At 50.3% G+C, this 24351-nt stretch carries 20 protein-coding genes and 1 riboswitch; of the genes, 11 read left to right on the plus strand and 9 right to left on the minus strand.

All coding sequences use genetic code 11. The features are described from left to right. Nucleotides 1-10: 10 nt before the first annotated feature. The 7 genes from ACXAGR_RS21120 to ACXAGR_RS21150 are packed head-to-tail and all read right to left on the minus strand — an operon-like array spanning nucleotide 11 to nucleotide 6367. Nucleotides 11-1492: a cobyric acid synthase gene (locus tag ACXAGR_RS21120; protein ID WP_474852368.1), complete on the minus strand. Its 1482-nt coding sequence runs from the start codon at nucleotides 1490-1492 to the stop codon at nucleotides 11-13. Further along, nucleotides 1493-2119 carry a histidine phosphatase family protein gene (locus ACXAGR_RS21125; protein WP_474852370.1) on the minus strand — a complete coding sequence of 209 codons (627 nt, stop codon included), beginning with the start codon at nucleotides 2117-2119 and terminating at the stop codon, nucleotides 1493-1495. It abuts the gene before it with no gap. After that, the gene (gene cobU / locus ACXAGR_RS21130) at nucleotides 2116-2649 is read right to left on the minus strand and encodes a bifunctional adenosylcobinamide kinase/adenosylcobinamide-phosphate guanylyltransferase (RefSeq protein ID WP_474852371.1); all 534 of its coding nucleotides are present in this window, start codon (nucleotides 2647-2649) and stop codon (nucleotides 2116-2118) included. Before cobU ends, ACXAGR_RS21125 begins: the two co-directional genes overlap by 4 nt. Next, nucleotides 2646-3443, minus strand: a complete 798-nt coding sequence (locus tag ACXAGR_RS21135; protein WP_474852373.1) for an adenosylcobinamide-GDP ribazoletransferase — start codon at nucleotides 3441-3443, stop codon at nucleotides 2646-2648. The genes cobU and ACXAGR_RS21135 overlap by 4 nt, the downstream gene beginning before the upstream one ends. Continuing rightward, on the minus strand, nucleotides 3444-4517 hold the full coding sequence (cobT, locus tag ACXAGR_RS21140; protein ID WP_474852375.1) for a nicotinate-nucleotide--dimethylbenzimidazole phosphoribosyltransferase: 1074 nt from the start codon (nucleotides 4515-4517) through the stop codon (nucleotides 3444-3446). It abuts the gene before it with no gap. Between the two features lie 16 nt (nucleotides 4518-4533). Next, nucleotides 4534-5544 carry a FecCD family ABC transporter permease gene (locus tag ACXAGR_RS21145; RefSeq protein ID WP_474852377.1) on the minus strand — a complete coding sequence of 337 codons (1011 nt, stop codon included), beginning with the start codon at nucleotides 5542-5544 and terminating at the stop codon, nucleotides 4534-4536. Then, nucleotides 5534-6367 carry an ABC transporter ATP-binding protein gene (locus ACXAGR_RS21150; protein ID WP_474852378.1) on the minus strand — a complete coding sequence of 278 codons (834 nt, stop codon included), beginning with the start codon at nucleotides 6365-6367 and terminating at the stop codon, nucleotides 5534-5536. Before ACXAGR_RS21150 ends, ACXAGR_RS21145 begins: the two co-directional genes overlap by 11 nt. A gap of 164 nt (nucleotides 6368-6531) precedes the next feature. Then, nucleotides 6532-6673: riboswitch (cobalamin riboswitch) on the minus strand. Nucleotides 6674-6976: 303 nt separating this feature from the next. On the opposite strand from ACXAGR_RS21150, the gene ACXAGR_RS21155 reads away from it, so the two are divergent. Then, nucleotides 6977-7813 carry an HDOD domain-containing protein gene (locus tag ACXAGR_RS21155; RefSeq protein WP_474852380.1) on the plus strand — a complete coding sequence of 279 codons (837 nt, stop codon included), beginning with the start codon at nucleotides 6977-6979 and terminating at the stop codon, nucleotides 7811-7813. Nucleotides 7814-8065: 252 nt separating this feature from the next. After that, nucleotides 8066-9250 carry a benzoate/H(+) symporter BenE family transporter gene (locus ACXAGR_RS21160; RefSeq protein ID WP_474852382.1) on the plus strand — a complete coding sequence of 395 codons (1185 nt, stop codon included), beginning with the start codon at nucleotides 8066-8068 and terminating at the stop codon, nucleotides 9248-9250. 17 nt (nucleotides 9251-9267) lie between these two features. Here the strand turns inward: ACXAGR_RS21160 and rdgC are convergent, their stop codons facing one another. Together rdgC and ACXAGR_RS21170 are read right to left on the minus strand one after the other, a co-directional pair. Continuing rightward, nucleotides 9268-10173: a recombination-associated protein RdgC gene (rdgC, locus tag ACXAGR_RS21165; protein WP_119503293.1), complete on the minus strand. Its 906-nt coding sequence runs from the start codon at nucleotides 10171-10173 to the stop codon at nucleotides 9268-9270. 98 nt (nucleotides 10174-10271) lie between these two features. Continuing rightward, the gene (locus tag ACXAGR_RS21170) at nucleotides 10272-12002 is read right to left on the minus strand and encodes a sensor histidine kinase (protein ID WP_474852383.1); all 1731 of its coding nucleotides are present in this window, start codon (nucleotides 12000-12002) and stop codon (nucleotides 10272-10274) included. Nucleotides 12003-12200: 198 nt separating this feature from the next. On the opposite strand from ACXAGR_RS21170, the gene phoB reads away from it, so the two are divergent. From phoB to ACXAGR_RS21215, 9 genes are all read left to right on the plus strand, one after another. Continuing rightward, nucleotides 12201-12890, plus strand: a complete 690-nt coding sequence (gene phoB, locus ACXAGR_RS21175; RefSeq protein WP_119500123.1) for a phosphate regulon transcriptional regulator PhoB — start codon at nucleotides 12201-12203, stop codon at nucleotides 12888-12890. Nucleotides 12891-12973: 83 nt separating this feature from the next. Beyond that, entirely contained in the window at nucleotides 12974-14272 is a 1299-nt protein-coding gene (phoR, locus tag ACXAGR_RS21180; protein WP_119500124.1) for a phosphate regulon sensor histidine kinase PhoR, read from the plus strand. After that, a complete protein-coding gene (locus ACXAGR_RS21185) occupies nucleotides 14269-15231 on the plus strand; it encodes a PstS family phosphate ABC transporter substrate-binding protein (protein ID WP_474852385.1) in 963 nt (320 codons plus the stop codon). The genes phoR and ACXAGR_RS21185 overlap by 4 nt, the downstream gene beginning before the upstream one ends. A 317-nt stretch (nucleotides 15232-15548) precedes the next feature. Further along, nucleotides 15549-18308 (plus strand): hypothetical protein, encoded by a 2760-nt coding sequence (locus ACXAGR_RS21190; RefSeq protein ID WP_474852387.1) that lies wholly within the window; start codon nucleotides 15549-15551, stop codon nucleotides 18306-18308. Nucleotides 18309-18431: 123 nt separating this feature from the next. Then, the gene (locus ACXAGR_RS21195; protein WP_474852389.1) at nucleotides 18432-21083 is read left to right on the plus strand and encodes a TonB-dependent receptor domain-containing protein; all 2652 of its coding nucleotides are present in this window, start codon (nucleotides 18432-18434) and stop codon (nucleotides 21081-21083) included. 173 nt (nucleotides 21084-21256) lie between these two features. After that, nucleotides 21257-22015 carry a DUF3450 domain-containing protein gene (locus ACXAGR_RS21200; protein ID WP_119500128.1) on the plus strand — a complete coding sequence of 253 codons (759 nt, stop codon included), beginning with the start codon at nucleotides 21257-21259 and terminating at the stop codon, nucleotides 22013-22015. Nucleotides 22016-22027: 12 nt separating this feature from the next. Beyond that, on the plus strand, nucleotides 22028-23392 hold the full coding sequence (locus tag ACXAGR_RS21205; RefSeq protein WP_474844960.1) for a MotA/TolQ/ExbB proton channel family protein: 1365 nt from the start codon (nucleotides 22028-22030) through the stop codon (nucleotides 23390-23392). 3 nt (nucleotides 23393-23395) lie between these two features. Further along, nucleotides 23396-23920: a MotA/TolQ/ExbB proton channel family protein gene (locus ACXAGR_RS21210; protein ID WP_119500130.1), complete on the plus strand. Its 525-nt coding sequence runs from the start codon at nucleotides 23396-23398 to the stop codon at nucleotides 23918-23920. Nucleotides 23921-23943: 23 nt separating this feature from the next. Continuing rightward, nucleotides 23944-24351, plus strand: coding sequence for an ExbD/TolR family protein (locus tag ACXAGR_RS21215; protein ID WP_070123859.1), 408 nt, complete (start codon nucleotides 23944-23946; stop codon nucleotides 24349-24351).

The following is a 24351-nucleotide window of genomic DNA, read 5'->3' on the forward strand; positions in this document are numbered from 1 at the left end:
TGACAATGGATTACGTTAAATTCAGGATCGCGTTAAGTTTCGTCCAGTCCAGATACTCCTCACACATGCTGGCAAGCCGTGAGATTTCCCGTTCCTGTTGAACCTCGTAAGGCACGGCTAAATCTGTTTTTAACCCTGCCCAGTCAATAATGTGCTGTAACGCTTCCGGCGAATCAAAAATGCCGTGTAAGTAAGTACCTGCTACCTGATTATCGTTGCTGATACAGCCATCTTGTCCGCCATTTTTTAGTATGGCAAAGGGCGACTGCCCCGGGGAAACGGTGCTTCTCCCTGCGTGGATTTGATAGCCGCTGACAGGAATACTGTCTGCCTGATGCAAACAGAGTTGTCCTTCGTCACGGGTCAGTTGCTTTTCTTTTTCGAGACGGGTGGAGACGGGCAGATGTCCCAGTCCCTGACTGCTGCCGGCTTTATCTTCGATCCCGTCCGGGTCGTGAATGTCTGTGCCCAGCATTTGATAGCCGCCGCAAATTCCCAGTACTTTTCCCCCGTAGCGCAAATGCCGGTTAATATCATTGTGCCAGCCGCACTGGTGCAACAATGCCAGATCCCCGCGAACATTTTTGCTGCCCGGTAAAATGATGAGATCAGCGGGAGGTAAGGGACTGTGCTGCGGTACAAACTGCAGATTGATTTGCGGATGGGTGCGCAACATATCGAAATCAGTATGATTGCTGATGCGGCTGAAAACCGGCACAACCACGTTCAGAAGCGCCTGTTCAGGGTTTGTATACTGAGAGGCCTGAATCGCATCTTCAGCGGCCAGTTGCAGGTTGTGCAGGTAAGGCAGTACCCCTAAAACCGGTTTACCGGTCTCCTTCTCAAGCCATGCCAGCCCGGATTCCAGCAGACTGATATCGCCGCGAAATTTGTTGATCACCATGCCGCATATTCTTTCACGCTCACTGTCAGAGAGCAGCGCAAGGGTGCCCACCAGTTGGGCAAACACACCACCGCGGTCAATATCGGCAACCAGAATAACCGGACAGTCCGCAGCCTCGGCAAAGCCCATATTCGCAATGTCACGGTCCCGCAGGTTAATCTCTGCCGGACTGCCTGCACCTTCAACAATTACCCGTTCATACTTAGCGGTGAGTCTGCGGTGCGATGCCATGACAGCTTCCATGGCGATGGTTTTGTACTGGTGATAGGGCGCAGCCTGCATGTTGCCAATGGCCTTACCATGCACAATTACCTGTGCGCCTGTGTCGGAAGATGGCTTTAGCAGAATCGGGTTCATATCGGTATGCGGTGCAATGCCTGCAGCCTGTGCCTGTACTGCCTGCGCACGGCCAATTTCACCACCTTCTGCTGTGACCGCACTGTTTAAGGCCATGTTTTGCGGCTTGAAAGGGGCTACGGTGTATTGTCTGTTCTTCAGACACCGGCACAGGGCGGCAACCAGCATACTTTTTCCGGCATCGGAAGACGTGCCCTGAACCATTAACGTGGTATGACTTTTATATCCCATTTATCTGTCTGCTCCGTTTACAGCCGGTGGCGGTACGCCAATAAACTGAATGGCTGGAAGGGCATCAGCATAATCGCCAATGGTTATCCGGGTCAGACTGCCGTAGCCGATAGTCAGGTGTTGATATACGCTGGCCTGTTGCCAGTCGATATTCAGTAACCGGGCGATGATCTGGCGAATCACACCGCCATGGGTGACAACCAGACAATGCTGCCCTTTTACATCATGCAGCAGGGTATGCCAGGCATCCATCACACGCTGATGGAATTCAGCAAGGGGCTCTCCTCCCGGCAGCGGACAGGCAACCGGTTGTTGCCAGAATGCTTCCATTGCCGGCCACTTATCTCCTGCGTCATCAAAGGGCAGGCCGTCCACGTCACCAAACCGGCATTCTGCGATGCCGGACACCAAAGACAGCGGGGCTGTCAGGGCTTCACTTAATGCCACAGCACCTTTGCGGCAGCGCTGCAAAGGAGAGGATATGAGCCGCTCTGCGCCGCTGACATGAGGCACTTGAGACATCATCTGCTGTAAACCGTTGTCACTGAGAGGCACATCGGTTTCGCCGTAAAGTGCCGGTTTCCCTGCTACTTCGCCGTGCCTGAGTAAGTCGATGGTGGTGGTCACTGTCCGGTTCCTTTCTTCAGTGACAGGGGCAGGCCGGCAGCCACAAAGGTCACGTTGTCAGCCGCTGCAGCCACCGCCTGATTCAGCCAGCCGGCGAGATCCACAAACCGGCGGCTGACAGAATCGGCAGGAATGACACCAAGACCCACTTCATTCGCCACCACGAAGGTGGGGCCGGTACGGGTACTGAGTACATCTGTAAGTGCGCCGAACAGTGCCGTAAAATCCTGATCCGGATAATGATACAACTGGTTATTGAGCCACAGTGTCAGGCAGTCGGTAAGCACGATATCATCTGCAGGCAGTGCGGCCAGCGCCTCTGACAGTAACAGCGGCGCTTCAATCGTGTGCCAGTGTGGCGGACGGTCCTGGCGGTGGCGCGCAATACGTAACTGCATTTCCTCATCAAGGGGCGTCGCTGTGGCGATATAGTGAACGTGTTGCACACTCTGTGCAGCGGCTTGTTCTGTAAGAGTCTGTGCGTAGCGGGATTTGCCTGAACGGGCGCCGCCGGTAATAAAATGGATCACAGGTTACCTCCGGCTACGGCTGCGAAGAACAGATAAATCAGCAACTCCTGGCATTGTTGCGCTGCGCCGAGGGTATCACCGGTAAACCCCTGAATGTGTTTCTGCATACAATTTTTCAGCACGCTGCGCATCAACAGGCAGGCTGCAAGCAACAGCAGACTGTGTGCTAACGGAATAAACAGCAACATCAGACCGCCGGTAATAAACAGAAATGCCATTGAAGTTGTATTGTAAGGCACTGCAAACGGCATGCTCTTACTGGCTTTACCGCTGAGATCGCCTGTGGCATAGGGAAGATGCTGCACGTGGCTTAGCGCGAATGCGCGGGAAAGCGGACAGGCGGTCAGTAATGCCGGGAGCAGCGCATCCTGTGCAGCCAGTACCGACAGCAGTAACCATTTGCCCACCAGTGCGCCGGTGAGTGCGCAAACACCGTAGGTACCCAGCAGGCTGTCTTTCATGATTGTCAGTTTGTGTGCTCTGTCCCGGCCGCCGCCGAATGCATCGGCCGTATCGGCAAGACCATCCTCATGGAAGGCGCCGGTGAGCATAAGGCTGAGTGCAATCATCAGAAAAACACTGATTTCAGGGGCAAAGACTAACGACAGCACACTGTAAAAAGCATAGAGAATAAGGGCGACTAGCCAGCCGGTAAGCGCAAAGTATTTACCGGCATCGTGCATGGCTTCGTCGCTGTAGGCTACATATTTGCCCACAGGGATACGGGTGAAAAAACTTAACGCCAGCAGAAAACTGGCAGTATGCCGGTTAAACCCGGAAATACGATGACTCATTTACAGCACCACTTTCGCACTTTCAAAAGAGGCCATGTCGTTATAGAAGGACGCAGCAGCTTTTAACAGTGGTAACGACAACGCCGCGCCGGTGCCTTCACCCAGCCTCAGGCCTAAATCCAGCAAGGGCGTGGCATTCAGTTGCTCCAGCACAAACTTGTGCCCCCGCTCCGCTGAGCAGTGACAAAACACCATATAATCCCGCACTTCGGGGGCAATTTTTGTCGCCAGCAGCGCCGCAGCAGAGACAATAAATCCGTCGACCAGAATGAGCTTGCCCGCCTGTGCGGTTGCCAGCATTGCGCCTGCTATCTGCCCGATTTCAAAGCCGCCGGTGTGAACCTGTGCCTGTTCAGGACTGACGGGTAAATTCCCGCAGGCAGTTTCAGTTCTGGCCATAGCCTGTTCCAGTAAGTTTTGTTTCACCGTTAATTGTGAGTCGTTAATGCCGGTGCCTTTGCCGGTTAAATTTTTAACCGGTTCGCCAGTGAGCGCACTAACCAGAGCGGCTGCGACACTGGTGTTGCCAATGCCCATTTCGCCAAAGCCCACCACATTGCAGCCTTTACCGGTAATGCATTTAGCCACGTCAGCACCATGCAGAATGGCCAGTTCGGCCTCCATGTCAGACATGGCTGGTTGACGGGAGATGTCATGACTACCGGAAGCAACCCGTTTAACGATGTAATCTTCATGGGATACCGGCAGTGCTTTAATCATCCCGCAATCTATGACTTTCAGAGTCAGCCCGTTGGTGGCACAAAAAGCATTGATGGCTGCGCCGCCATTGAGGAAATTCAGCACCATCTGCTGAGTCACAGTCTGCGGGGCAATACTGATATTATGGGCAGCGATACCGTGGTCGGCAGCGAACACCAGCATGGCCGGTTGAGTAATGTAGACAGGTTGAATCGTTCCCTGCCATTGCATCAGCGCCAGTTGCAACGCCAGTGACTCTAGTTGGCCCAGCGCTCCCTGCGGCTTGGTTTTGCCATCTATATGCCCGCGGATCAATGGCTCCGGTTCGCGGTTTAATGGCGGGACTGACCAGAATGTACTTTCAAATATCGACATAAATTATGATTTGTCCTCAGGTCTGACGCTGTCGCATGACCAGCAGAAAGAAAACACTGCCGATGGCTGACGTGATAATACCGATGGGAATTTCCCTTCCGGTAAAGGCTGTGCGGGCGAATACATCTACCCACACCATGAAAAATCCGCCGAGCAGCGCGCAACCAATAAACAAGGTGCGGCTGGTAACGCCCAGCCAGTGCCTGACAATATGCGGGATCATCAGCCCCACAAAACCAATGCCACCGCAGTAGGAAACAATGGCAGCTGTCAGAGCGGCGCACAGCAGTAAACATAAAACGCGCATCCTGGTGACGTTCACGCCCAGTGTGCGGGCGCTTTCATCGCCCAGCAGCAATGCATCAATCTGCGGTCCGTACAGGTACAACACGCCGGTACTTGCTGCCACAATCAACAGCATGGCCCAGGCATACCAGCCTTCCACCCGCGCCAGCGAACCCATGAGCCAGAACACCACCTGGTTGGCAGCGAAAGGGTCACCGACAAACAGTAAAAACTGGCTGAGTGCACTGAGCATGAAAGACACGGCAACACCTGCCAGTAACATGTGTTCTATGCGTCTGCCGAAAGTAGTGTGTGACAACACCTGCACCAGCAGCACAGCCAATACCGCTCCGGCTAATGCAGATGCGGGCAGGGCGATGCTGTACATTTGTGCCGGAAAACCGGCTTCGCTGCCGGCAGGGCTGTTAAACAGCAGGGCGGCAACGGCTGCACCGAGTCCTGCGCCTGCAACAACACCGAAAAGATAAGGATCGGCCAGGCCGTTCCGTGTGACATTCTGCAGCGTTGCGCCGGCTACAGATAAACCTGCACCCACAAGAAAGCCGGTGATCACCCTGGGAGCACGAATTTCCATAAAAATAGCCTGATCAACCGGATCGGCACATTGTGCGAATACGCACTGAAAAATCGTATCTGCGGATAATGATGCTGCACCAAAAAACAGTGACAGAACAGGGGCTGAAAGTGCCAGTAAAACCAGCAGGATCCATTTAAACTTCATGGGATTGTCCTGAATGCTGTTGCCATTGATGCTCAGTATTTTGTGGCATGAACTCTACACGGGCAGAGCCGGGTGAATGGCCTTTATGGACGGTACAGGGGATCCTGAATGTGGCGCTCAGCCTTTCTGCTTCCAGGACCTGTTCAGGTGTGCCGGTGGCAATGGCTTTACCGTTGTTGAGCAAAACAATGTGATCGCAGTAGGCGGCAGCCAGATTTAAATCATGCAAACTGACAATCACGGTTTTCCCGTGTTGCTGACAAAGACTGTGCAGCAAATGCAGAACCTGGTGCTGGTAATACACGTCAAGGTGATTAACCGGTTCATCCAGCACTAATAGTGATGCGCCCTGTACCAGAGCTCTGGCGATAAGACATCGTTGTTGTTCACCCCCGGACAACTCACTGAAAAACTGGTCTCGTTTGTCGCTCAGGCCTACATCGTTCAGCGCACAGTCCACCACCTGCATGTCGGCTTTGGTGTAACGGGATAGCAGGTTTTTATGAGGCAGAAGACCCATGGTCACCACCTGGCGGCTGGTGAGGGCAAATACAGTATCGTTTACCTGATTGACCACGGCGATTTGTCTGGCCAGTGCCTGAGGAGTAAGGGTATTAAGGTGCTGGCCCTGCCATATAACCTTGCCTTCACTTTGCCGCTGGCCAGTGAGGATTTTCAGTAAACTGGTTTTGCCCGCCCCGTTGGGGCCCAGAACACCATGAAACTGACCGCCGCAAAAGGAAAGAGTCATATCATCAAGAATGACTTTGTCACCGGCTTGTAACCGGATGGCTTCAGTTTGTAAAGCCGTGGTTGTGGTCATGGTGTTCTGCCGCATCAATCCGGGCGCAGGAGAAAACACCGGTCAGGACCGGTACAGGCAAGGTCTCCTGCCAGAAGATGTGGCAGAGACAGTGTCACTGTCTTCGTGTTTTCCCGCACGAGTTAAGTATTTAAATAGTTATATTTGCACCGTGATGTCTGACAAAAGGCGCAAGGCCGGAGTTTGGTATCTGACTTTGCTGACAGGCAGCATTACAGTTGCGGGTACAGTTCCGGATTTTCACCGGATTCCCAATCAGGCTGCTCAATATCTGATGAGTACAGCACCTCCAGAACGTGTGCCGGAGTCTAGCAAGTTTTCTGCTGGCTGACGAGTTCGCTGATACATATATCAACGATTTACCTGCCTGTTCATGCCACAATACTTTAGGAGAGAAAACGTATGACAGAAGAAACGCCTGTATATGACCTGTTTCAATAAAATCGCATTTGCAGGATGCAGATTACTTATTCTGCTGATATATTTTCATTAACACGCTTTAATGATGGCCTGGTCGTTCCACTGCGAAGGATTGCCGGATTTCCACATACCTCTCGGCTACTCTATGCTTTCAGGCGGGTGGCTTACAGACACTAAAAAGGTAGGTATATGTCAACACAAAACGCGCTTCTCACGATTCTTGTTGAAAAGATTAATAACGATACACTGGTACTGCCCACTTTACCGGCCATTGCGCTGAAAGTCCGTAAGGCAGCAGATGATCCGAACGTGAATCTGAATGCCATGGGAGACGTTATCGGCAAAGATCCTTCTTTAAGTATGCGGATGATTAAGATAGCTAACAGTGCATACCTGGGTCGTACAGTTAAAGTCACATCCATCGGTCAGGCGGTAACCCGTATCGGCCTGCGCCAGATAAAGAACATTTCCACTGCGCTGGCAATGGAACAGTTGTTCGTTTCTAAGAATGATGTCGTTGCCAAACACCTGAAAATAGAATGGGCTTCAACGGTTAATGTAGTGGCCTATTCTATGGCTACGCTGCAGCTTTACATCAACCGCACGAAGAACCGTGAGCTGAGCCTGGACACCATGACCCTCGCAGCTCTGGTGCACAACATTGGCGTACTGCCTATTCTCACAGAAGCGGAACGCCACGAAGAGGTGTTTGCGAACCCGACCTTCCTGAATGTTGCCATTGATAAGTTGTCCGGCAGGATTGGCGGCAGCATCATGCGAGCCTGGGATTTCAGTGATGATTTCACTATGGTAGCCGAGCAATGGCGGGATCTGTCAGTCATACCGGAGAAGCTGTCTTACCTGGATTTTGTCCGTGTCGGTGCAGCGCTGGCGGGTAAAATGGATGGTCAGAAAGATGCTGTGCTGAATCTGGCAATTCAGCGTGGCGTTATTGAGGATATTAAAGAACTGACTACTGACGAATATAAAGAAATGTGTGTTAACGCCAAGCAAGTCTTCGCCTGAGCTTAACCGCAATACCCGACCGGCAGCGCTGTTGCCGGTCTGAATCTTCCGCTCATCTCTGACAACATCCACATCCATTCTCACTTTTTCTGTTCATAATCCTGTTCATTCGCTTACGGGTATTTCTTTTATCCCGGACAAAGTCGTTTTCAGGTGAACGATGAATTCGTTTGTGCGCTATAGCGCACAGTGGTAAACTTTGTTGCCTTTATTGTGCGCTATAGCGCACGTTTCAATTTGACGGAGAATATCGTGTCCACATCATCACTTCCCGGGCTGAGCCATATAACTGCCGGACTCACCGCCGTTATTGTGGGTTACAGCAGTGCAGTGGTGCTGGTAATAAAGGCTGCTCAGGCTTCCGGAGCAGATGCGGGCATGATTGTCAGTTGGTTGCTGATGCTCGGGCTGGGTATGGGCATCACCTGTATCGGCTTTTCCTGGTTTTATAAGGTGCCGGTGGTGACGGCATGGTCCACGCCGGGCGCTGCTTTTCTCATTGGAGCTGCAGGCGGATTTTCGCTGGCAGAAGTCATCGGGGCTTTTGTTATCGCGGCATTGCTGGCACTTATCGCCGCCCGTAGCCGTTTTATTACTACGCAAATAGAGCGCATCCCGCCTGCGGTATCTTCGGCCATGCTGGCGGGCATTCTACTGCCGGTTTGTCTGGGCATATTTTCTGACGCGCCGGAGCATCCGCTTCTGGTGGTTATATTTATCAGTGTGTATTTGCTGGGTACGGTGTGGTTTCCCCGCTATAGCATGCTGATATTGCTCGCCGTGGCACTGGTTGCTGGTATGTGGGAGGCCGGTGAGCCTGCAATGGCGTTTGAGTGGGCCTGGCCGGTGCCTGTATGGGTCGCCCCGGCATTTACCCTCTCAGCGACTGTGAGTCTGGCTGTTCCGTTATTTCTCATCACGCTGCTATCGCAGAATTTACCCGGCATCGCTATTTTAAAAAGTTATGACTACCACCCGGATGTGAGACAGGTTCTGTCAGGGGTGTATGTGGTCAACCTGATCACTGCACCTTTCGGGGGTTTTGCACTGAATCTGGCAGCCATTACTGCGGCGATTTGTATGGGGGAGAACGCGGGAACAGACCGGCAGCAACGTTATAAGGCCGGAATCATGGCCGGTGCAGGTTATATACTCTTTGGTGTACTGGCTTCGCTGGTGGTGTATTTGTTCAGCCAGATGCCGCTGGTGGTTGTACATCTGCTTGCCGGACTGGCTTTATTCAGCACATTACAGGCATCATTGATCAAGGCGCTGGATGATCAGGGTCATCGTAAAGCAGCGTTGTTGACTTTTCTTTGTTGTGCATCCGGCATCACTGTGGCTCAGCTTGGGGCTCCGGTGTGGGGGGTGCTGGCTGGTTTATGCGTGCTGGGGCTGGATAAACTGCAGGCCCGCATTAAATCAAAGCGGGCCTGAGCCGGGTAAGCTTAACGTTATTCGTCGTTAAGCTTCAACGTGGTACGCATGAAATCGAGGAACTGGCACAGTTCGGCTGACATCAGCGCAAACTCTGCATCCATACGGGCTTCAACCTGATCTTTAGGAATATCTTCAGATTCTTCTTTTAAACGGTCAGTAAATTTCACCCGTTTAAATGAACCGTCTTCCGCAATGGTCGCTGTGAGTACTTCCTGCCAGGCGAAGCCGACTTTCTGAACCAGCTTGCCGTTGTCCAGGTGCATAGTGATTTCTTCGCTGTCCAGAGGCTGGTTTTTACAACGGATCACACTTTCCAGATCGTCGGTCGACTTCAGCTCTGCTTCTTCAAGCAGTTCAATACCTTCCGGCGCGCCATCTGTCAGCCAGTGAGTCAGCTCTGATTGCAGGCTGCGGCGTGCCAGTGGTACGACAGGCAGTGACGAAATGGCTTTACGGACCAGAGCGAGCCAGGCTTCAGCTTTACCGTCTGCAGACGCGTCTATTACGACCATTTTTTCAGGAATAGAAATGAAGCCATGGGTGTACGTGTTACGCACAAATGCCTGTGGCAGCAGTTGGAAAATGATTTCCTGCTTCAGATCCTGCTGTTGTTTTTTACCCACCGGTGAACCGGTTTCCGCTTCAATGTGTGCGACCTTGTCTGCCAGTTCAGCATTGACCACTGAAGAGGGTAGGATTTTTTCCTGTTTCTTTACCGTGATCCAGTAGCGTTCCTGCACTTTGTGGAACATCACGCCTTCTTTTCCGGCCTGAGAGAAAGGCGAAGCAAAGCCCATAGTGGCGGTGTCTTGTTTACCACAGGGACGGAAAGCGTTATCCATCAGCATACGGCTGAGATCATCATCGTCCAGAGAAAGTGGTTGAGTAAGCTGATAGGCTTTGAGGTTTTTAAACCACATAGAAAATACGTCCTGATCCAGATTGTTTTTATTAAGGGCGGCAAGCGTACCAATGCCAGCGTTTTGCTGCAACGCCGGGCTGTGGTTTTTAGTAACGATCAGGCGTGTTTATCAGGGAAGCGGATAACGTAGCGGAGGCCTTTTTCCGGTTCGCTGAAGGCTTCAATCGAACCGTCCAGCGTCTGGGTAACCAGATTAAACACAATATGTGTGCCCAGACCACTGCCACCCTGGTTTCGCCGTGTTGTGTAGAAGGCGTCGAACAAATGAGTTAAAGCCTCTTTACTTATTCCTTTACCATCATCCTGATATTCCATCACGATATGACCGCCATCACGGGACACGGCCAGCGAGATATGCCCTTCTTCTATATACTCAAAGCCGTGCATCAATGAGTTGATCATCATATTGGTGACAATCTGGGCAATGACGCCGGGCGCGCAGAGGATCTCAAGATCTGCAGGACACTGAATATTGACCTGATGTCTGGTGTTCTTAAAGGTAGGCTTCAGCGACTGCAAAATTTCATGCAGGTAGCTGTTCAGATTGAAAAGACGCTCTGCTTCACTGGTCTGATCTACTGCGACCTGTTTAAAACTGGCAATCAGATCAGATGCCCGGTTCAGGTTGCTCAGTAGCAGGGTGGACGCCTGTTCGGCTTCATCTATGAAAGCATTCATGGACTTGTTCGATAACGTTTTGTCATCGAAGGCGGCCCGTAATGATACCAGGCGCTCATTCAGGTAACTGGCAGCGGTAACACTCACGCCGATGGGGGTATTAACGTCATGGGCGATACCGGCTACCAGACCGCCCAGAGATGCCATACGCTCAGATTCCACAAGCTGATCTTTGATCAGATTGAGCATTTCCATATTTCTTGCCAGTTCAGTATTCCGCTTCCGCAATTCATCTTCAATGTACTGACGGTTTTCGTTTTCCTGACGCAGTTCCCGCTGATTAGCGATGAGCTCATCTTTTTGTTGTTCAAGATCGAGCATAATTTGCGATAAGGAAGCGGTTTTCTTGGCAACTTCCTGCTCCAGGATGAGGTTCTGATCATCCAGTTTTTTATTTGCCTGGCGCAGAGCTTCCCGGGTACCTTTCAGCTTTTCCTGGGAAACGACAAAGTCGTCGATAACCTGATTAAAAGACTGTTGCAGCATGCGTAATTCGTTGTCTTCGCTGTCTGTCACCTGAATTTTTGAATCTTCCGGGTGTTCAGGATCGAAAGTCGTCATTTGCCCGGTCAGTTCTGCCAGCGGCTCAGACAGCATATGTTTAAAGGCCGTCATGAACAGAAAAATCAGAAAAGCGGTTTTTACAATGGCATTACCGATAAGGAAGAAAATACCGACTTCGATGCGGCTTAAAATGATGTCGAAGCTGGAATAGAGGGTTACATCACCGACGAAAGACTCCCGGCCGGAAAACTCAAAAATGAGCGGGAAGCTGTAACTGAAAATACCGCCGGGGTGGTCCTGCATGATACCTGTTTGCACAGGGCTGCCGTTGCTCGGGATGGTTTGACCTTCATCGGCCACCAGATCGCCGTTTTCATCCCGTACCTGTACGCCTTCAATGGTAGGGAGTTTAGTCAGGCCTTCTGCAATGATGCGGGCCTGAACCTTGTTCAGTTCCCAGTTGGCCCGTGTCAGGCTTTCTGCAAAGGTATTTTTGAGGGTACGGAGTTCACTTTCGATGTGATTTTTTGTACTCAGGTACTCAGTGAAAATTTGTCCCACTGTAACGATAAGTGTCAGGATGAAATACACCGACAGTACCCGCGTGAGCAGCTTGCGCGACAATCCTGTCTTAACTGTGGCCATCCAACCGTAACCTCACCGTGAAATCCTGATTCCTGCTACACAGAATAGGCGTAAAAGCTTGAATTAACAAGCGAGATGATATTCGACAAAAGCATAAAAAACCGTAATCTCCTTGACACATAAATGTAATCGTTTTAATAAAACTGTCACAGACCACCTTAATAATAGCGGCGTTTTGTTATGAGCAGGAAAATATCAATGTCCCGTACTGTCTTGATAGTGGAAGACGAAGCGCCAATTCGCGAAATGCTGAAATTCGTTCTTGAGCAATCAGGTTTTGATACCGTTGAGGCTGAAGATTTTGATGTGGCACAGCAGAAAATCTGTGAACCATATCCGGATTTGATATTGCTTGACTGGATGTTACCGGGAGGTTCCGGTGTCCAGCTGGCTAAAGGATTGAAGCAACATGAGTTTACCCGTGATATTCCCGTTATTATGTTAACGGCACGGGGTGAAGAAGAAGATAAAATCCGCGGGTTAGATGCCGGTGCCGACGATTACGTCACCAAGCCCTTCTCTCCCAAGGAACTTATCGCCCGTATCAAAGCGGTAATGCGACGTGTGACACCGACGTCCAGTGAAGAGCCCATTGAGTTTAATGGTCTGAAACTGGAGCCGATTTCTCACCGTGTTATGGCGAATCACGATCCGCTGGATATGGGGCCTACAGAGTTTAAGTTACTCCACTTTTTCATGACTCACCCGGAGCGGGTGTACAGTCGTGAACTGTTGCTGGATAACGTGTGGGGAACGAACGTCTACGTTGAAGACCGTACCGTTGATGTGCACATCCGTCGTTTACGGAAAGCCATTTCAAAGCACGGTCATGACGCGATGATTCAGACAGTACGTGGTGCAGGTTACCGGTTCTCCACCAAACTGTAATCTGACGGCGCACCGGCATACGTTGCGTGCGCCGCCCGACATTGTCACAATAGCCTTCACATTAAAATAAGGCCTTCAATTACATGTACTATCCTTTTTCCTGGCTGAGAAGCGCAATTCGCCTGCTGGCCTATTTGCTCGTCTTCGCGCTGGTGGGGTTGTACCTGGATGACATGTTATTCGCCATTACGCTGGGCGCGCTGGGGCTGCTGATAATCAACTACTGGCAGCTTTTTAAGCTCAACCGGTGGTTATGGCATAGCCGGAAAATGTCTCCGCCTACGGTAAGCGGCGTGTGGGAGCATATCTACGAAGGTATTTATTATCTCCAGCGGCGCAACCGCAATAAAAGGAAAGAACTCGGTGAGCTGGTAAAGCGTTTCCGTGAAGGGTCGGAAGCCTTACCTGATGCCGCAGTGGTGGTGGATTCCAAGGCCTGTATTATCTGGTGCAACCGGCTGGCAAGACTGGAAATGGGGCTTAAATGGCCCGGCGACGCCGGCGCACGTATTGATAACCTTATCCGCCATCCTGAATTTATAGAATATTTTCATGCCGGCGATTTCAGCCATCCTATCGAAGTACCCGCACCGGCAAACCCCAGTAAAACATTCGAATACCGGATCATGCCCTATGGGGAAGAGCACCTGTTGCTGATTGCCCGTGACGTGACCCGTGTTAGCCAGTTAGAAGAAATGCGTAAGGATTTCGTGGCAAACGTTTCACACGAATTACGCACGCCGCTCACCGTTATCTCCGGTTATCTGGAATTGTTACCGGATAATGAAGACAATCCCATGGTGACCAAAGCGCTCAAAGAAATGAACGCCCAGACTCACAGAATGCAAAACCTTATTGAGGATTTGCTGGTACTGTCGCGGATTGAGGCCAGCTCTGAGCGTATCTACGAAAATAAAGTCAATATGCCTTCCATGTTCCGGCAACTGGAAAAAGAAGCGCAGACACTCAACGCGGAAAAAGGTCATACCATACGCTTCCATATCGACCCTGAACTTTGGGTTTTCGGGGTGGAAACAGAACTTCGCAGTGCCTGTTCTAATCTGGTGTTTAACGCTGTGCATTACACGCCGGCCGGGGGCGAAATTGATGTTTACTGGAAACGGGATGATCACGGCGCTTTATTTGCGGTGGTGGATAACGGTGACGGTATTGAGCAGAATCACCTTGCGCGGCTGACTGAGCGTTTTTATCGTGTGGATAAGGCGCGTTCCAGAAAAACAGGTGGCTCCGGTCTGGGGCTATCTATTGTGAAACACGTACTAAGCCATCATAATTCGCAGCTGGATATCACCAGTACAGTAGGCGAAGGGAGTCAGTTTTCTTTCCTGCTGGACGAAGAGTTAATTACGGAGAAGTCATGAGCCGGTTTACGGCCTTAGTTCTGTTCCTTTGCTGTTCTTTTATCTTCCGGGCCCATGCTGCTGAGCCTGTACCGGAATATACCCGCAGCCCGGGCGTGGCAGGGAAAATTACCTCCGTAGGGTCTGATACGCTGGCCAACCTGATGACCCTGTGGTCGCAGGAGTTCATGGAAATGTATCCGCAGGTGAGGTTTCAGATCCAGGCTTCCGGTTCTTCTACTGCACCGCCGGCGCTGACAGAGGGTACGGCGACGATTGGCCCCATGAGCCGTGAAATGAAACCTTCGGAAATCCGCGATTTTGTCCGTGAGCATGGTTATCCGCCTACGGTGCTGAAAGTGGCCATGGATGCCATTGCCATTTTCGTCGAGCGTCGTAATCCGGTTGAAGGCCTGACACTGGAGCAGGTTGACGCTATCTTTTCTGCTACCCGTTATTGCGGCGCCGGTTCACCGGTGACAGACTGGTCAGAACTCACCGGTAATTCAGCAACCAGTCCTTCACCCATTCGGCTGTTCGGGCGAAATTCAGTTTCCGGTACTTACGGCTTGTTTAAACTCATGGCGTTATGTGACGGAGATTTCAGGACTACAGTGAATGAACAGCCCGGTTCTGCTTCCGTGGTACTGTCGGTTGCAACCAGTCAGCATGGAATGGGGTACGCGGCCTACGGTTACAAAACCGCCGGCGTAAAGGCGCTCTCAATTGGTGAAAGCGTGGATTTACTGGTGCCGCTGACTACAGAGACTGTTCGTAATGAAACCTATCCTTATGCCCGCTTTCTCTACCTGGTGGTGAATAAAGCACCGGGAAAACCTCTGCCCACACTGGAGCGGGAGTTTTTGAAGTATGTACTGTCAAAACAAGGGCAGGTGCAGGTTCAGCGTGACGGCTATTTTCCTGTCAGGGAAGATGTCTTGCTTCGCCAGCGCCGTCTTTTAGACAACGTTCAGCGTTAAAAAACGCCGGTATTGCTGTCATTTTTCCTTCATACTTTCGTTTAATTGTTACCGGAAAATTCGCCGGGCTGCCGCTTTTTTTAACGTCAAACAACTTATCTGCCCTTCATTCCCGTGAATGACGGGAAATAATAAATTAAGCAAAATCATATACTAAGACTTTTAAACATCCTACAGGTCTGATTTAGATACTAAAAGTTCATTTTTCACTGTGAAAGTTTTGTGACAACGCAGAAGTGTAACAAATGTGTCATTTAGCTTAGGTAAAGTGCCTGCGTTTTCTAAATCCATAATTATATTTGCACTTGGAGAGATGAATGGAACTTAAGCACTTATTTCAGGCTTCAGCAATCGCAGCGGCGCTTGTTTTAGCCGGCTGTGGTGGTGACATCAATATCAGCGAAGGCGACATCGATAACAGCGTTACAAATAACAACGGAAGTAGTAGCGATTCTGGCTCAGGTGATTCTGGCAATACTGATACAGCACCCGGCGAAGTGAGCTCAGGTCTGAGCACTCAAGTTTCAACTGCATTTGGCAGCGACGTCACTGTTCGCGTACTGTCTGGTCGTTTAACTGCTGATGATGCAGACGACAGCGGTAACATTACTCTGACTAACGACACCGTATGGGCGTTAGACGGCGCGGTTTTCTTCGGTAGCGATAACGCAGACAGCGTAAACCTGGTTATCGAGCCGGGCACAACTATCTTTGGCCGCAGCGGTAACGATTACATGGTTATCAGCCGTGGTTCTACTATTGAAGCAAACGGTACTGCAGCAGCACCGGTAATCCTTACCTCAATTGAAGACGTAGTTGGCGGTGACGCTCAGCCTGGTCAGTGGGGTGGTCTGGTAATGCTGGGTAATGCGTCATCTAACCAGTGTCCTGATACAGGTGACTGTTCTCTGCAAATCGAAGGTGCTGAAGAAGGCGCGGTATTCGGTGGAACAGACGATACAGAAAGCTCTGGTTCAATCAGCTACATGGTTATCAAGTACTCTGGTTTCGAAATTGCACCCGACAACGAGCTGCAAGGTCTGACTATGGGCGGTGTGGGTTCAGGTACTTCTATCGACCACATCCAGGTACACGCATCTTCAGATGACGGTATCGAATTCTTCGGCGGTAGCCCGCAACTGAAATATGTTCTGGTTACAGGCGCGCAAGATGATTCATTAGACTGGGATAACGGCTTCACCGGTAAAATCCAGTACGCATTCCTTGAGCATGCTACTGATGATTCTGACGCAAACCGTGGTATCGAAGCGGATAACGACGGTTCAGATCCGGCAAACGAGCCACAGTCTAACCCAATGATTTCTAACCTGACTATCATCGGTAACAACTTCGACGGTGACGACGATTCTGAAGGCGTTTACCTTCGTGAAGGTACCGGCGCTCAGATCTACAACATGGTTGTAACTGGCCCTGCTGGTATGGGCGAGTGTTTCGAAGTTGAAAACGTGACTGAATCTCAGGCTAACCTGGCTGACGGCACTATCACGATTCAAAACTCTGTTATGGCTTGTCGTAACGGCGAAAACTTCAAGAACGACGACGGTGCAGTTGACCTGGAAGACTGGTTCCTGAACACCATGACAGGTAACTCTGTTTCTGAAGCCATTGCTCTGAATGCAGACGGTTCTCCTACTTCAGGCAGCCCGCTGTTAGGTGCAGGTGCTGATGCATCTCAGGTTGACGGTTTCTTCGATGCGACTGATTACATCGGTGCGTTAGACGGAACAACTGACTGGCGTGAAGGCTGGGCATTTGGTTACGGCGGCGGTGAAGTGACCGGCGTAGTAGAAACTGTAGAAGGTTGTCCTTCCGGTACGTCTGAAATCACTTCTGTTGATGGTACAACCACAACATGTGAACTGTCTGGCCGCATTACTTCTGACCTGACACTGACTGAAGGCAACATGTATGCTCTGTCTGGTGCAGTATTCATCGGTAATGACAATGCTGACAGCGCGACGCTGACTATCGAAGACGGTGTAACGCTGTACGGTGCAAGCGGTAACGATTACCTGGTAATCAGCCGTGGCTCTAAAATTGATGCACAGGGTACTGCTGCAAACCCAATCACTTTCACTTCACAAGCTGATGTGGCGTCTGACGCCGGTGAGCCTGGTCAGTGGGGTGGTCTGGTAATGCTGGGTAACGCCCCATCTAACCAGTGTCCTGCTGAAGGTGCCTGCTCTCTGCAAATCGAAGGTGCAGAAGAAGGTGCGGTATTCGGTGGTTCAGACACTGCTGATAACTCAGGTACTATCCGCTACGTGCGTATCATGTACTCTGGTTTCGAAATCGCACCGGACAACGAGCTGCAAGGTCTGACTATGGGCGGTGTTGGTTCAGGTACTGATATCAGCTACATTCAAATCCACAAATCATCTGACGACGGTGTTGAGTTCTTCGGCGGTAACGTTGATATGAAGTACGTAGTACTGACTGACAACCAGGACGACAGCATTGACTGGGATAACGGCTTCCAGGGTCGCATGCAGTATGTATTAGTTCGCCAGGCGACTGACAACTCTGATGCAAACCGTGGTATCGAAGCTGACAACGACGGTTCAGACCCGGCTAATGAGCCTCAGTCTAACCCGACTCTGTCTAACGTCACCATTATCGGTAACGAGTTTGACGGTGATGACGATTCAGAAGGTGTTTACTTACGTGAAGGTACAGGCGCTCAGCTGTCTAACTTCATCGTAACAGGCCCTGCAGGCATGGGTGAGTGTTTCGAAATCGAAAACGTTAACGAATCACAAGCTAACCTGTCTGACGGTACAACAACCTTCACTAACTCTGTAATCGCTTGTGAAAACGACGAGAACTTCAAGTTTGATGACGGTGCAGTTGACCTGGAAAACTGGTTCCTGAACACCATGACCGGCAACGCAGTTGTTGCTACTCAGGCTGAAGTAGTTAACGGTATCTACAGCATCACTGATGCAGTAACGCCTAAAGACTGGACTGGCGACACGTTCTTCGACAATGCTGACTTCGTAGGTGCAGTATCTGAAGACAACGACTGGACAGCTGGCTGGACTGTTGGTCTGGAGTAATCACTCCTAATCCCACCATCAGAGCAGGCACGTTGCGGTAAAAGTAACGTGCTTGCTTTTTAAGTATTAAAAGCATCGATTTTTATCGTTGTATTGTAAGAACGCTTTTCCACGAGGTTTACAATGAAAAAGCCTGCAATCAGGTTTCCTGTCAAACCACTGAGTCTGGCTGTACTGGCAACATTATCAGCCAGTATCGCGCCCGCAGTAGCTCAGGAAACAGATGACGAAGAAGTCATTGAAGAAGTGGTTGCCACCGGCACCCGCTTAAAAGGTACGGCGACTGCCGTTATGGAAGAACGTAAGAACCAGGCGTTTGTTGCGGATATCATGGGTGCTGAGCAAATCTCTCGTACTGGTGACTCTGATGCGGCATCAGCATTGCGTCGTGTAACAGGTTTGACCCTGGTTGACGGTAAGTTCATTTACGTTCGTGGTCTGGGTGAGCGTTATTCATCTACCCAGTTAAATGGCCTGGCGGTACCAAGCCCGGATCCTACCCGCAACGTAATGCCTCTCGATTTATTCCCGTCTTCTATTATCGAGAGCTTATCGGTCCAGAAAGCGTATTCGCCTTCTATGCCGGCTTCGTTTGGCGGTGGTAACGTAGATATCCGTTTGCGTACCATTCCTTCCGATTTTGTGATGAGTGTGCAGGGCCAGTTAGGTTATAACTCCGATAACTTTGACGATGCCTACATGTACAACGGCGGCAGCGATGACTGGATGGGTAAAGATGACGGCACCCGCGCCATGCCTGCTGACATTGCAGCCCAATATGCCAGCAAAGACTTTCTGGATGATTTAAGCCAGGAAGAATCTGTCGCGCTGTTCAAGCAATTAAACCGTGACTACGACCCTGTACTGGAAAGTGTTGATCCTGATATGAAAGGCAACTTCTCCATCGGTAACAGTTTCGATTATAACGACGACTGGCGTTTCGGTTTCCTTGTTGCTACCGGTTATGACCGTTCTACCAATGTGAGTGAAGAATACATTGGTGAGCAGCCACTGCGTAACGGCGATGAAATCCGTATGGTCCGCTACTACGACGAAGTGAACACCACAGAGAAATCTGTGAAGTGGTCTTCACTGTTTAACGTCGGTATCGACTATAACCGCCAGCACCGCGTGGATTACAGTGTCATTGTACTGAGCGATACCCGTGACCAGATCCGTGATATGATTGGTAACACGGCGAACATCACCTTGTCTGATAACCAGCGTGTTCGCAAATACGAAGTGCAGTACGAAGAGCGTAAACTGTTTACTAATCAGATTCGTGGTACCCATACGTTCCCTGAACTGGGTTTCTTAGGGTTTGACTGGAAATACTCATTAGGCCGTTCACTGCGTGACGCGCCGGGTAATATGGAAGCCCGCTTCCTGCTGGAAGATGAAAACCTGGATGGTATTTACGATCGTGAAACCGAAAGCAGCGTGAGTAACTCTACCGTTGCCGGACGTTATTCATTCCAGGGTCTCCATGACCGCGTAGAAAACTATGCCTACAACTTCAACTATCCGCTGATGGTAGATAAGTGGGAGATGGAATTTAAAGCGGGTGGAAATTTCCTGACCAAAACCCGTACTGCAGAAAACCGCCGTCTTGATGTGAGCACCCGTGCTTTCTCTGATACCTCATTGCTTACCGGCTATGAGTTTGACGAAGTGCTTGACGATGAAGCGCTGGACAATGCCAGCTACACCACACAGAACCTGCTGCGTGACACCACCGTTGCCGGTGATGACTATGCCGCCGGTCAGAAAGTGGATTCGTACTACTTCGAAGCGGATCTGTTCTGGAACAACCTGTGGCGTTTCAGTGGTGGTGTGCGTTACGAAGACTTCCGTCAGGCTGTTGTACCTTTTGACCCCCGTACAAACCAGTTTGACTTAACTGACGATGCGGACCGTTCACAACTGGCGTTTGCTGAAGCAGATTTCTATCCGTCTCTGGCAGTGACTTACTTCCTTGAGCAGGATATGCAGTTGCGTTTCAGCTACGGTAAAACGGTAGTACGTCCTGACTTGCGTGAAGTATCTTCAGCCACCTACATTGACCCGCTGACTGAAAACCCTGTGGGTGGTACGCCGGGTCTGGAAACCACGTCCATCAATAACTTTGATGTTCGTTGGGAATGGTACCGTGAGGCCGGTAATAACCTGTCTGTAGGTCTTTTCTACAAAGACATGGATACACCTATTGAATCTGTTCAGTCACCTGCACAGGACGGTCCGCCGCTCATCCGTATCGCTAATGCCGAAACCGGTAAGATGTACGGTGTGGAAGTGGAGTTCCTGCAAGGGCTTGAGGTGCTCGGTGACGGCGTATGGGACAACCTGTTCCTGTCCGGTAACCTGACGTTAAGTGACTCTGAGATCGAGCTTGATCCGGCAGCCATTGAACAGCAAACCGGTGTGTCTACATCTATTACCAACACAACGCGTGCAATGACAGGTCACTCTAAGTGGGTAGTCAATACACAGTTAGGTTATGACTCAGATAACGGTGAGCACTCTGCATCTTTAGTCTATAACGTGTTTGGTCCGCGTATTCTTATTCCCGGCATCGACGGGTTCGATGACAGTTTCGAGCAGCCTTTCCACTCTCTGGATGTGGTGTACAAGTGGTACCCTGATTTTAATACCACTGTCACATTGAAAGTGCAGAATATGCTTGATCAGGAAAAGAAAATTGAGTTTGAGGACACACTCCTAAGGTCCGAAACCGTAGGAACGTCTTTCAGTCTGGCTTATCGCTACGACTTCTAAAATCAACTCAAAAAGAGCCGCATCAGCGGCTCTTTTTTCGTCACCTCCCGTCGGATTATGACAGAGGAAATATGACAGTCATGTAATAAAACTGTCATAGAAAGTTCCTATCCTACGCGCAGAAATTTACGCTCGGTTAAATCCGATTCCTTTTAACAGTAAGGTTTGAATGTATGAAGCTTTTCAACTCGTTGCTGCTGGCGAGCGCCCTGACGGCCACTACCGCCATGGCACAAGACGATAGCGTCTTGAAACCCGTTGTCGATGAGGCTGCAAAAATCAATGAAAGTGCAGCTAAATCACAAGACAAAATCAACAATATCGCTGACCAAATCGATAATAAACTTCAAACGTTCAAAACGTTGAATAAAGAAATCGAAGGGCTGGAAGTTTACAACAACCAGCTGCGCAAACAGATTGCCAACCAGGAACAGGAAATGGCTGATCTGAACGCATCAATCGACGAAGTTTCGGTTATCGAGCGTCAAATTACGCCGTTAATGATTCGCATGATTGACGGTCTTGAGCAATTCGTTGCCCTGGACGTTCCTTTCCTGGAAGAAGAGCGTGCCAAGCGTATCGCTGACTTAAAAGACATGATGGACCGTGCCGATGTGTCTGCCTCTGAGAAATTCCGTCGTGTAATGGAAGCCTATCAGGTTGAGATGGATTACGGCCGCACCATGGAAGCTTACACAGGTATTCATGAAATTGACGGTACAGAGCGTGATGTTGAGTTTTTACGTCTTGGCCGTACTGCACTGATTTACCAAACCCGTGACGCTGGTAAGCAAGGTGTTTGGAATAAACAAACACGTCAGTGGGAAGAACTGGACAGCAGCTACCGTACACAGATCACTAAAGGTCTGCGCATGGCGAAGAAACAGCTTGCACCAGACTTGTTAATGCTGCCTGTTGCAATCACGGACTAAGAGGTATTGACCATGTTAAAGCAGATTAAATTTTTAGCAGCTGGTCTTGCCGCTGCAACATTAAGCTTCGGTGCACTGGCGGAAAACGACCGCGCACTGGACCTTGATGCCCTGTTGAAGCAATTGGAAGAAGGCCAGTTCGCTCAATCACAACAGAATAAGCAACGTGAACAGGAATTCACTCAACAGCGTGCTCAGCAGGACCAGATCCTGGCTGATACCCGCAAGAAGCGTGATCAGGCGCTGGCGAATTCAGAAAGTCTGGAAACTCAGTTTGAAGAAAACGAATTTAAACTGGCCGACCTGAATGCCGCTCTGGATACCCGTTTAGGTTCATTGAAAGAACTGTTCGGTGTACTGCAGCAGGTTGCCGGTGATACCAAGAGCAAATTCCAGAACTCTGTTGTTTCTGCTCAAATCCCCGGCCGCGCTGAGTTTCTTGACAACATGGCACAGTCAATGGGTAAGAGCTCAAAGTTAGCTTCTATCGAGGAAATTGAGCGCGTATGGTTTGAAATGCAGCGTGAAATGACTGAGTCAGGCAAAGTGACTAAGTTCGACACGTCTGTTGTTGAAGCCGGCGGCGAGAAAGTTAACAAAGAAATCGTACGTGTTGGCCCGTTTGCACTGGTTGCTGATGGTAAATACCTCGACTTCAACGGCATCACCGGCACTGTAGCTGAACTGGTTCGCCAGCCGGCTGACCGTTACGGCGATTCTGCACAGGCGCTGCAAAACTCAAACGGCGAACTGGTTGAGTTTGGTATTGACCCTACAGGTGGTTCTATCCTGGGTCTGCTGGTTCAGGCTCCTGATCTGAAAGAGCGTGTAGAGCAGGGCGGTGAAGTGGGTTATATCATCCTTATCGTAGGTGCTATTGGTCTGCTTCTGGCGATTGAGCGTCTTATCAGCCTGACGCTGATTAACGCGAAAGTACAAAAGCAACTTAAGCGTAAAGAAATCAAAACTGACAACCCGCTGGGCCGTGTACTGAAAGTTCGTGAAGATCACCCTAATGCGGATGTTGAAGCGCTGGAACTGCACTTAACAGAAGCGATTTTAGGTGAAGTACCAAAACTGGGTCGTAACCTGACCATTATCAAGATCATCTCAGTGGTTGCGCCTCTGATGGGTCTGTTAGGTACAGTAACCGGTATGATTAACACCTTCCAGGCAATTACACTGTTTGGTACCGGTGACCCGAAACTGATGGCAGGTGGTATTTCTACCGCACTGGTAACTACAGTACTGGGTCTGGTTGTAGCAATTCCTATGACATTGTTATACGCCATGCTGAATACCCGTAGTAAGAATATCGTGTACGTGCTGCAAGAGCAGGCGTCTGGTGTTATCGCAGAGCGCGCTGAGCGGGGCTAAGCCATGATCGCATTTCTCGAAGCCATTCGTGATTTTACAGAGACAGGGGGCCAGGTTCTCCTGGTCATCGGTCTGCTGATTTTCATCATGTGGTTACTTATTCTCGAGCGTGCGATGTACCTGCTGATTTGGCACAAGAACTTTAAGAAACAGGCCGTAGCTGAATGGAAAGCCCGCAGCGATCGTTCCTCCTGGTTTGCTGAGCAAGTACGCCAGAAAACGATTTCTGCACTGACCATTCGTTTACGGGGCAGTATTCCGATTATTCAGGCGCTGGTGGCATTGTGTCCGCTGTTGGGCCTGATGGGTACGGTTACCGGAATGATTGAAGTTTTTGATGTAATGGCCATCTCCGGCTCGGGTAACGCCCGCTCTATGGCATCTGGTGTATCTAAAGCCACTATCCCGACAATGGCGGGTATGGTTGGCGCGTTGTCAGGCGTATTCGCCTCGACCTGGCTGAACCGTATGGTGAAGACCGAACGCACACACTTAGAAGACGCCTTGATTATTGATCGCAAAGGCTAAGCCTTTCTGTCAGGAACCTTATTATGAAGCAGCATTTTCAAAATCTGATTGACGAAGAAGAAGCCACAATTGATATGACGCCCATGCTGGACGTTGTTTTCATCATGCTTATCTTCTTCATTGTAACGGCGTCTTTCGTGAAAGAAGCCGGTATCGATGTAAACCGTCCTGAAGCGGCCACCGCAGTAAAACAGGATCGCGCTAACATTCTTATCGCGATTTCTGATACCGGTGAAATCTGGATCAACAAGCGTCGTGTTGACGTACGTGCGGTACAGGCCAACATCGAGCGTCTGCATGCTGAGAACCCGCAGGGTACTGTGGTGATTCAGGCAGATCAGAAGGCCACCACCGATACGCTGATCAAAGTTATGGATGCCTCCCGTGCGGCGGGTGTTTACGAAGTTTCAATCGCAGCACAAGAGCCTTAA

Source organism: Alteromonas sp. ABH4_457 (assembly GCF_056160625.1).

Bases quoted from the DNA above. Each gene is read 5' to 3' on its own strand.
- cobT (WP_474852375.1), bottom strand. From the start codon at position 4,517: ATGTCGATATTTGAAAGTACATTCTGGTCAGTCCCGCCATTAAACCGC.
- phoB (WP_119500123.1), top strand. From the start codon at position 12,201: ATGTCCCGTACTGTCTTGATAGTGGAAGACGAAGCGCCAATTCGCGAA.
- phoR (WP_119500124.1), top strand. From the start codon at position 12,974: ATGTACTATCCTTTTTCCTGGCTGAGAAGCGCAATTCGCCTGCTGGCC.
- ACXAGR_RS21195 (WP_474852389.1), top strand. From the start codon at position 18,432: ATGAAAAAGCCTGCAATCAGGTTTCCTGTCAAACCACTGAGTCTGGCT.
- ACXAGR_RS21210 (WP_119500130.1), top strand. From the start codon at position 23,396: ATGATCGCATTTCTCGAAGCCATTCGTGATTTTACAGAGACAGGGGGC.
- ACXAGR_RS21190 (WP_474852387.1), top strand. From the start codon at position 15,549: ATGGAACTTAAGCACTTATTTCAGGCTTCAGCAATCGCAGCGGCGCTT.
- ACXAGR_RS21215 (WP_070123859.1), top strand. From the start codon at position 23,944: ATGAAGCAGCATTTTCAAAATCTGATTGACGAAGAAGAAGCCACAATT.
- ACXAGR_RS21145 (WP_474852377.1), bottom strand. From the start codon at position 5,544: ATGAAGTTTAAATGGATCCTGCTGGTTTTACTGGCACTTTCAGCCCCT.
- ACXAGR_RS21205 (WP_474844960.1), top strand. From the start codon at position 22,028: ATGTTAAAGCAGATTAAATTTTTAGCAGCTGGTCTTGCCGCTGCAACA.
- ACXAGR_RS21200 (WP_119500128.1), top strand. From the start codon at position 21,257: ATGAAGCTTTTCAACTCGTTGCTGCTGGCGAGCGCCCTGACGGCCACT.
- ACXAGR_RS21155 (WP_474852380.1), top strand. From the start codon at position 6,977: ATGTCAACACAAAACGCGCTTCTCACGATTCTTGTTGAAAAGATTAAT.
- ACXAGR_RS21135 (WP_474852373.1), bottom strand. From the start codon at position 3,443: ATGAGTCATCGTATTTCCGGGTTTAACCGGCATACTGCCAGTTTTCTG.
- ACXAGR_RS21170 (WP_474852383.1), bottom strand. From the start codon at position 12,002: ATGGCCACAGTTAAGACAGGATTGTCGCGCAAGCTGCTCACGCGGGTA.
- ACXAGR_RS21185 (WP_474852385.1), top strand. From the start codon at position 14,269: ATGAGCCGGTTTACGGCCTTAGTTCTGTTCCTTTGCTGTTCTTTTATC.
- ACXAGR_RS21150 (WP_474852378.1), bottom strand. From the start codon at position 6,367: ATGACCACAACCACGGCTTTACAAACTGAAGCCATCCGGTTACAAGCC.
- ACXAGR_RS21120 (WP_474852368.1), bottom strand. From the start codon at position 1,492: ATGGGATATAAAAGTCATACCACGTTAATGGTTCAGGGCACGTCTTCC.
- rdgC (WP_119503293.1), bottom strand. From the start codon at position 10,173: ATGTGGTTTAAAAACCTCAAAGCCTATCAGCTTACTCAACCACTTTCT.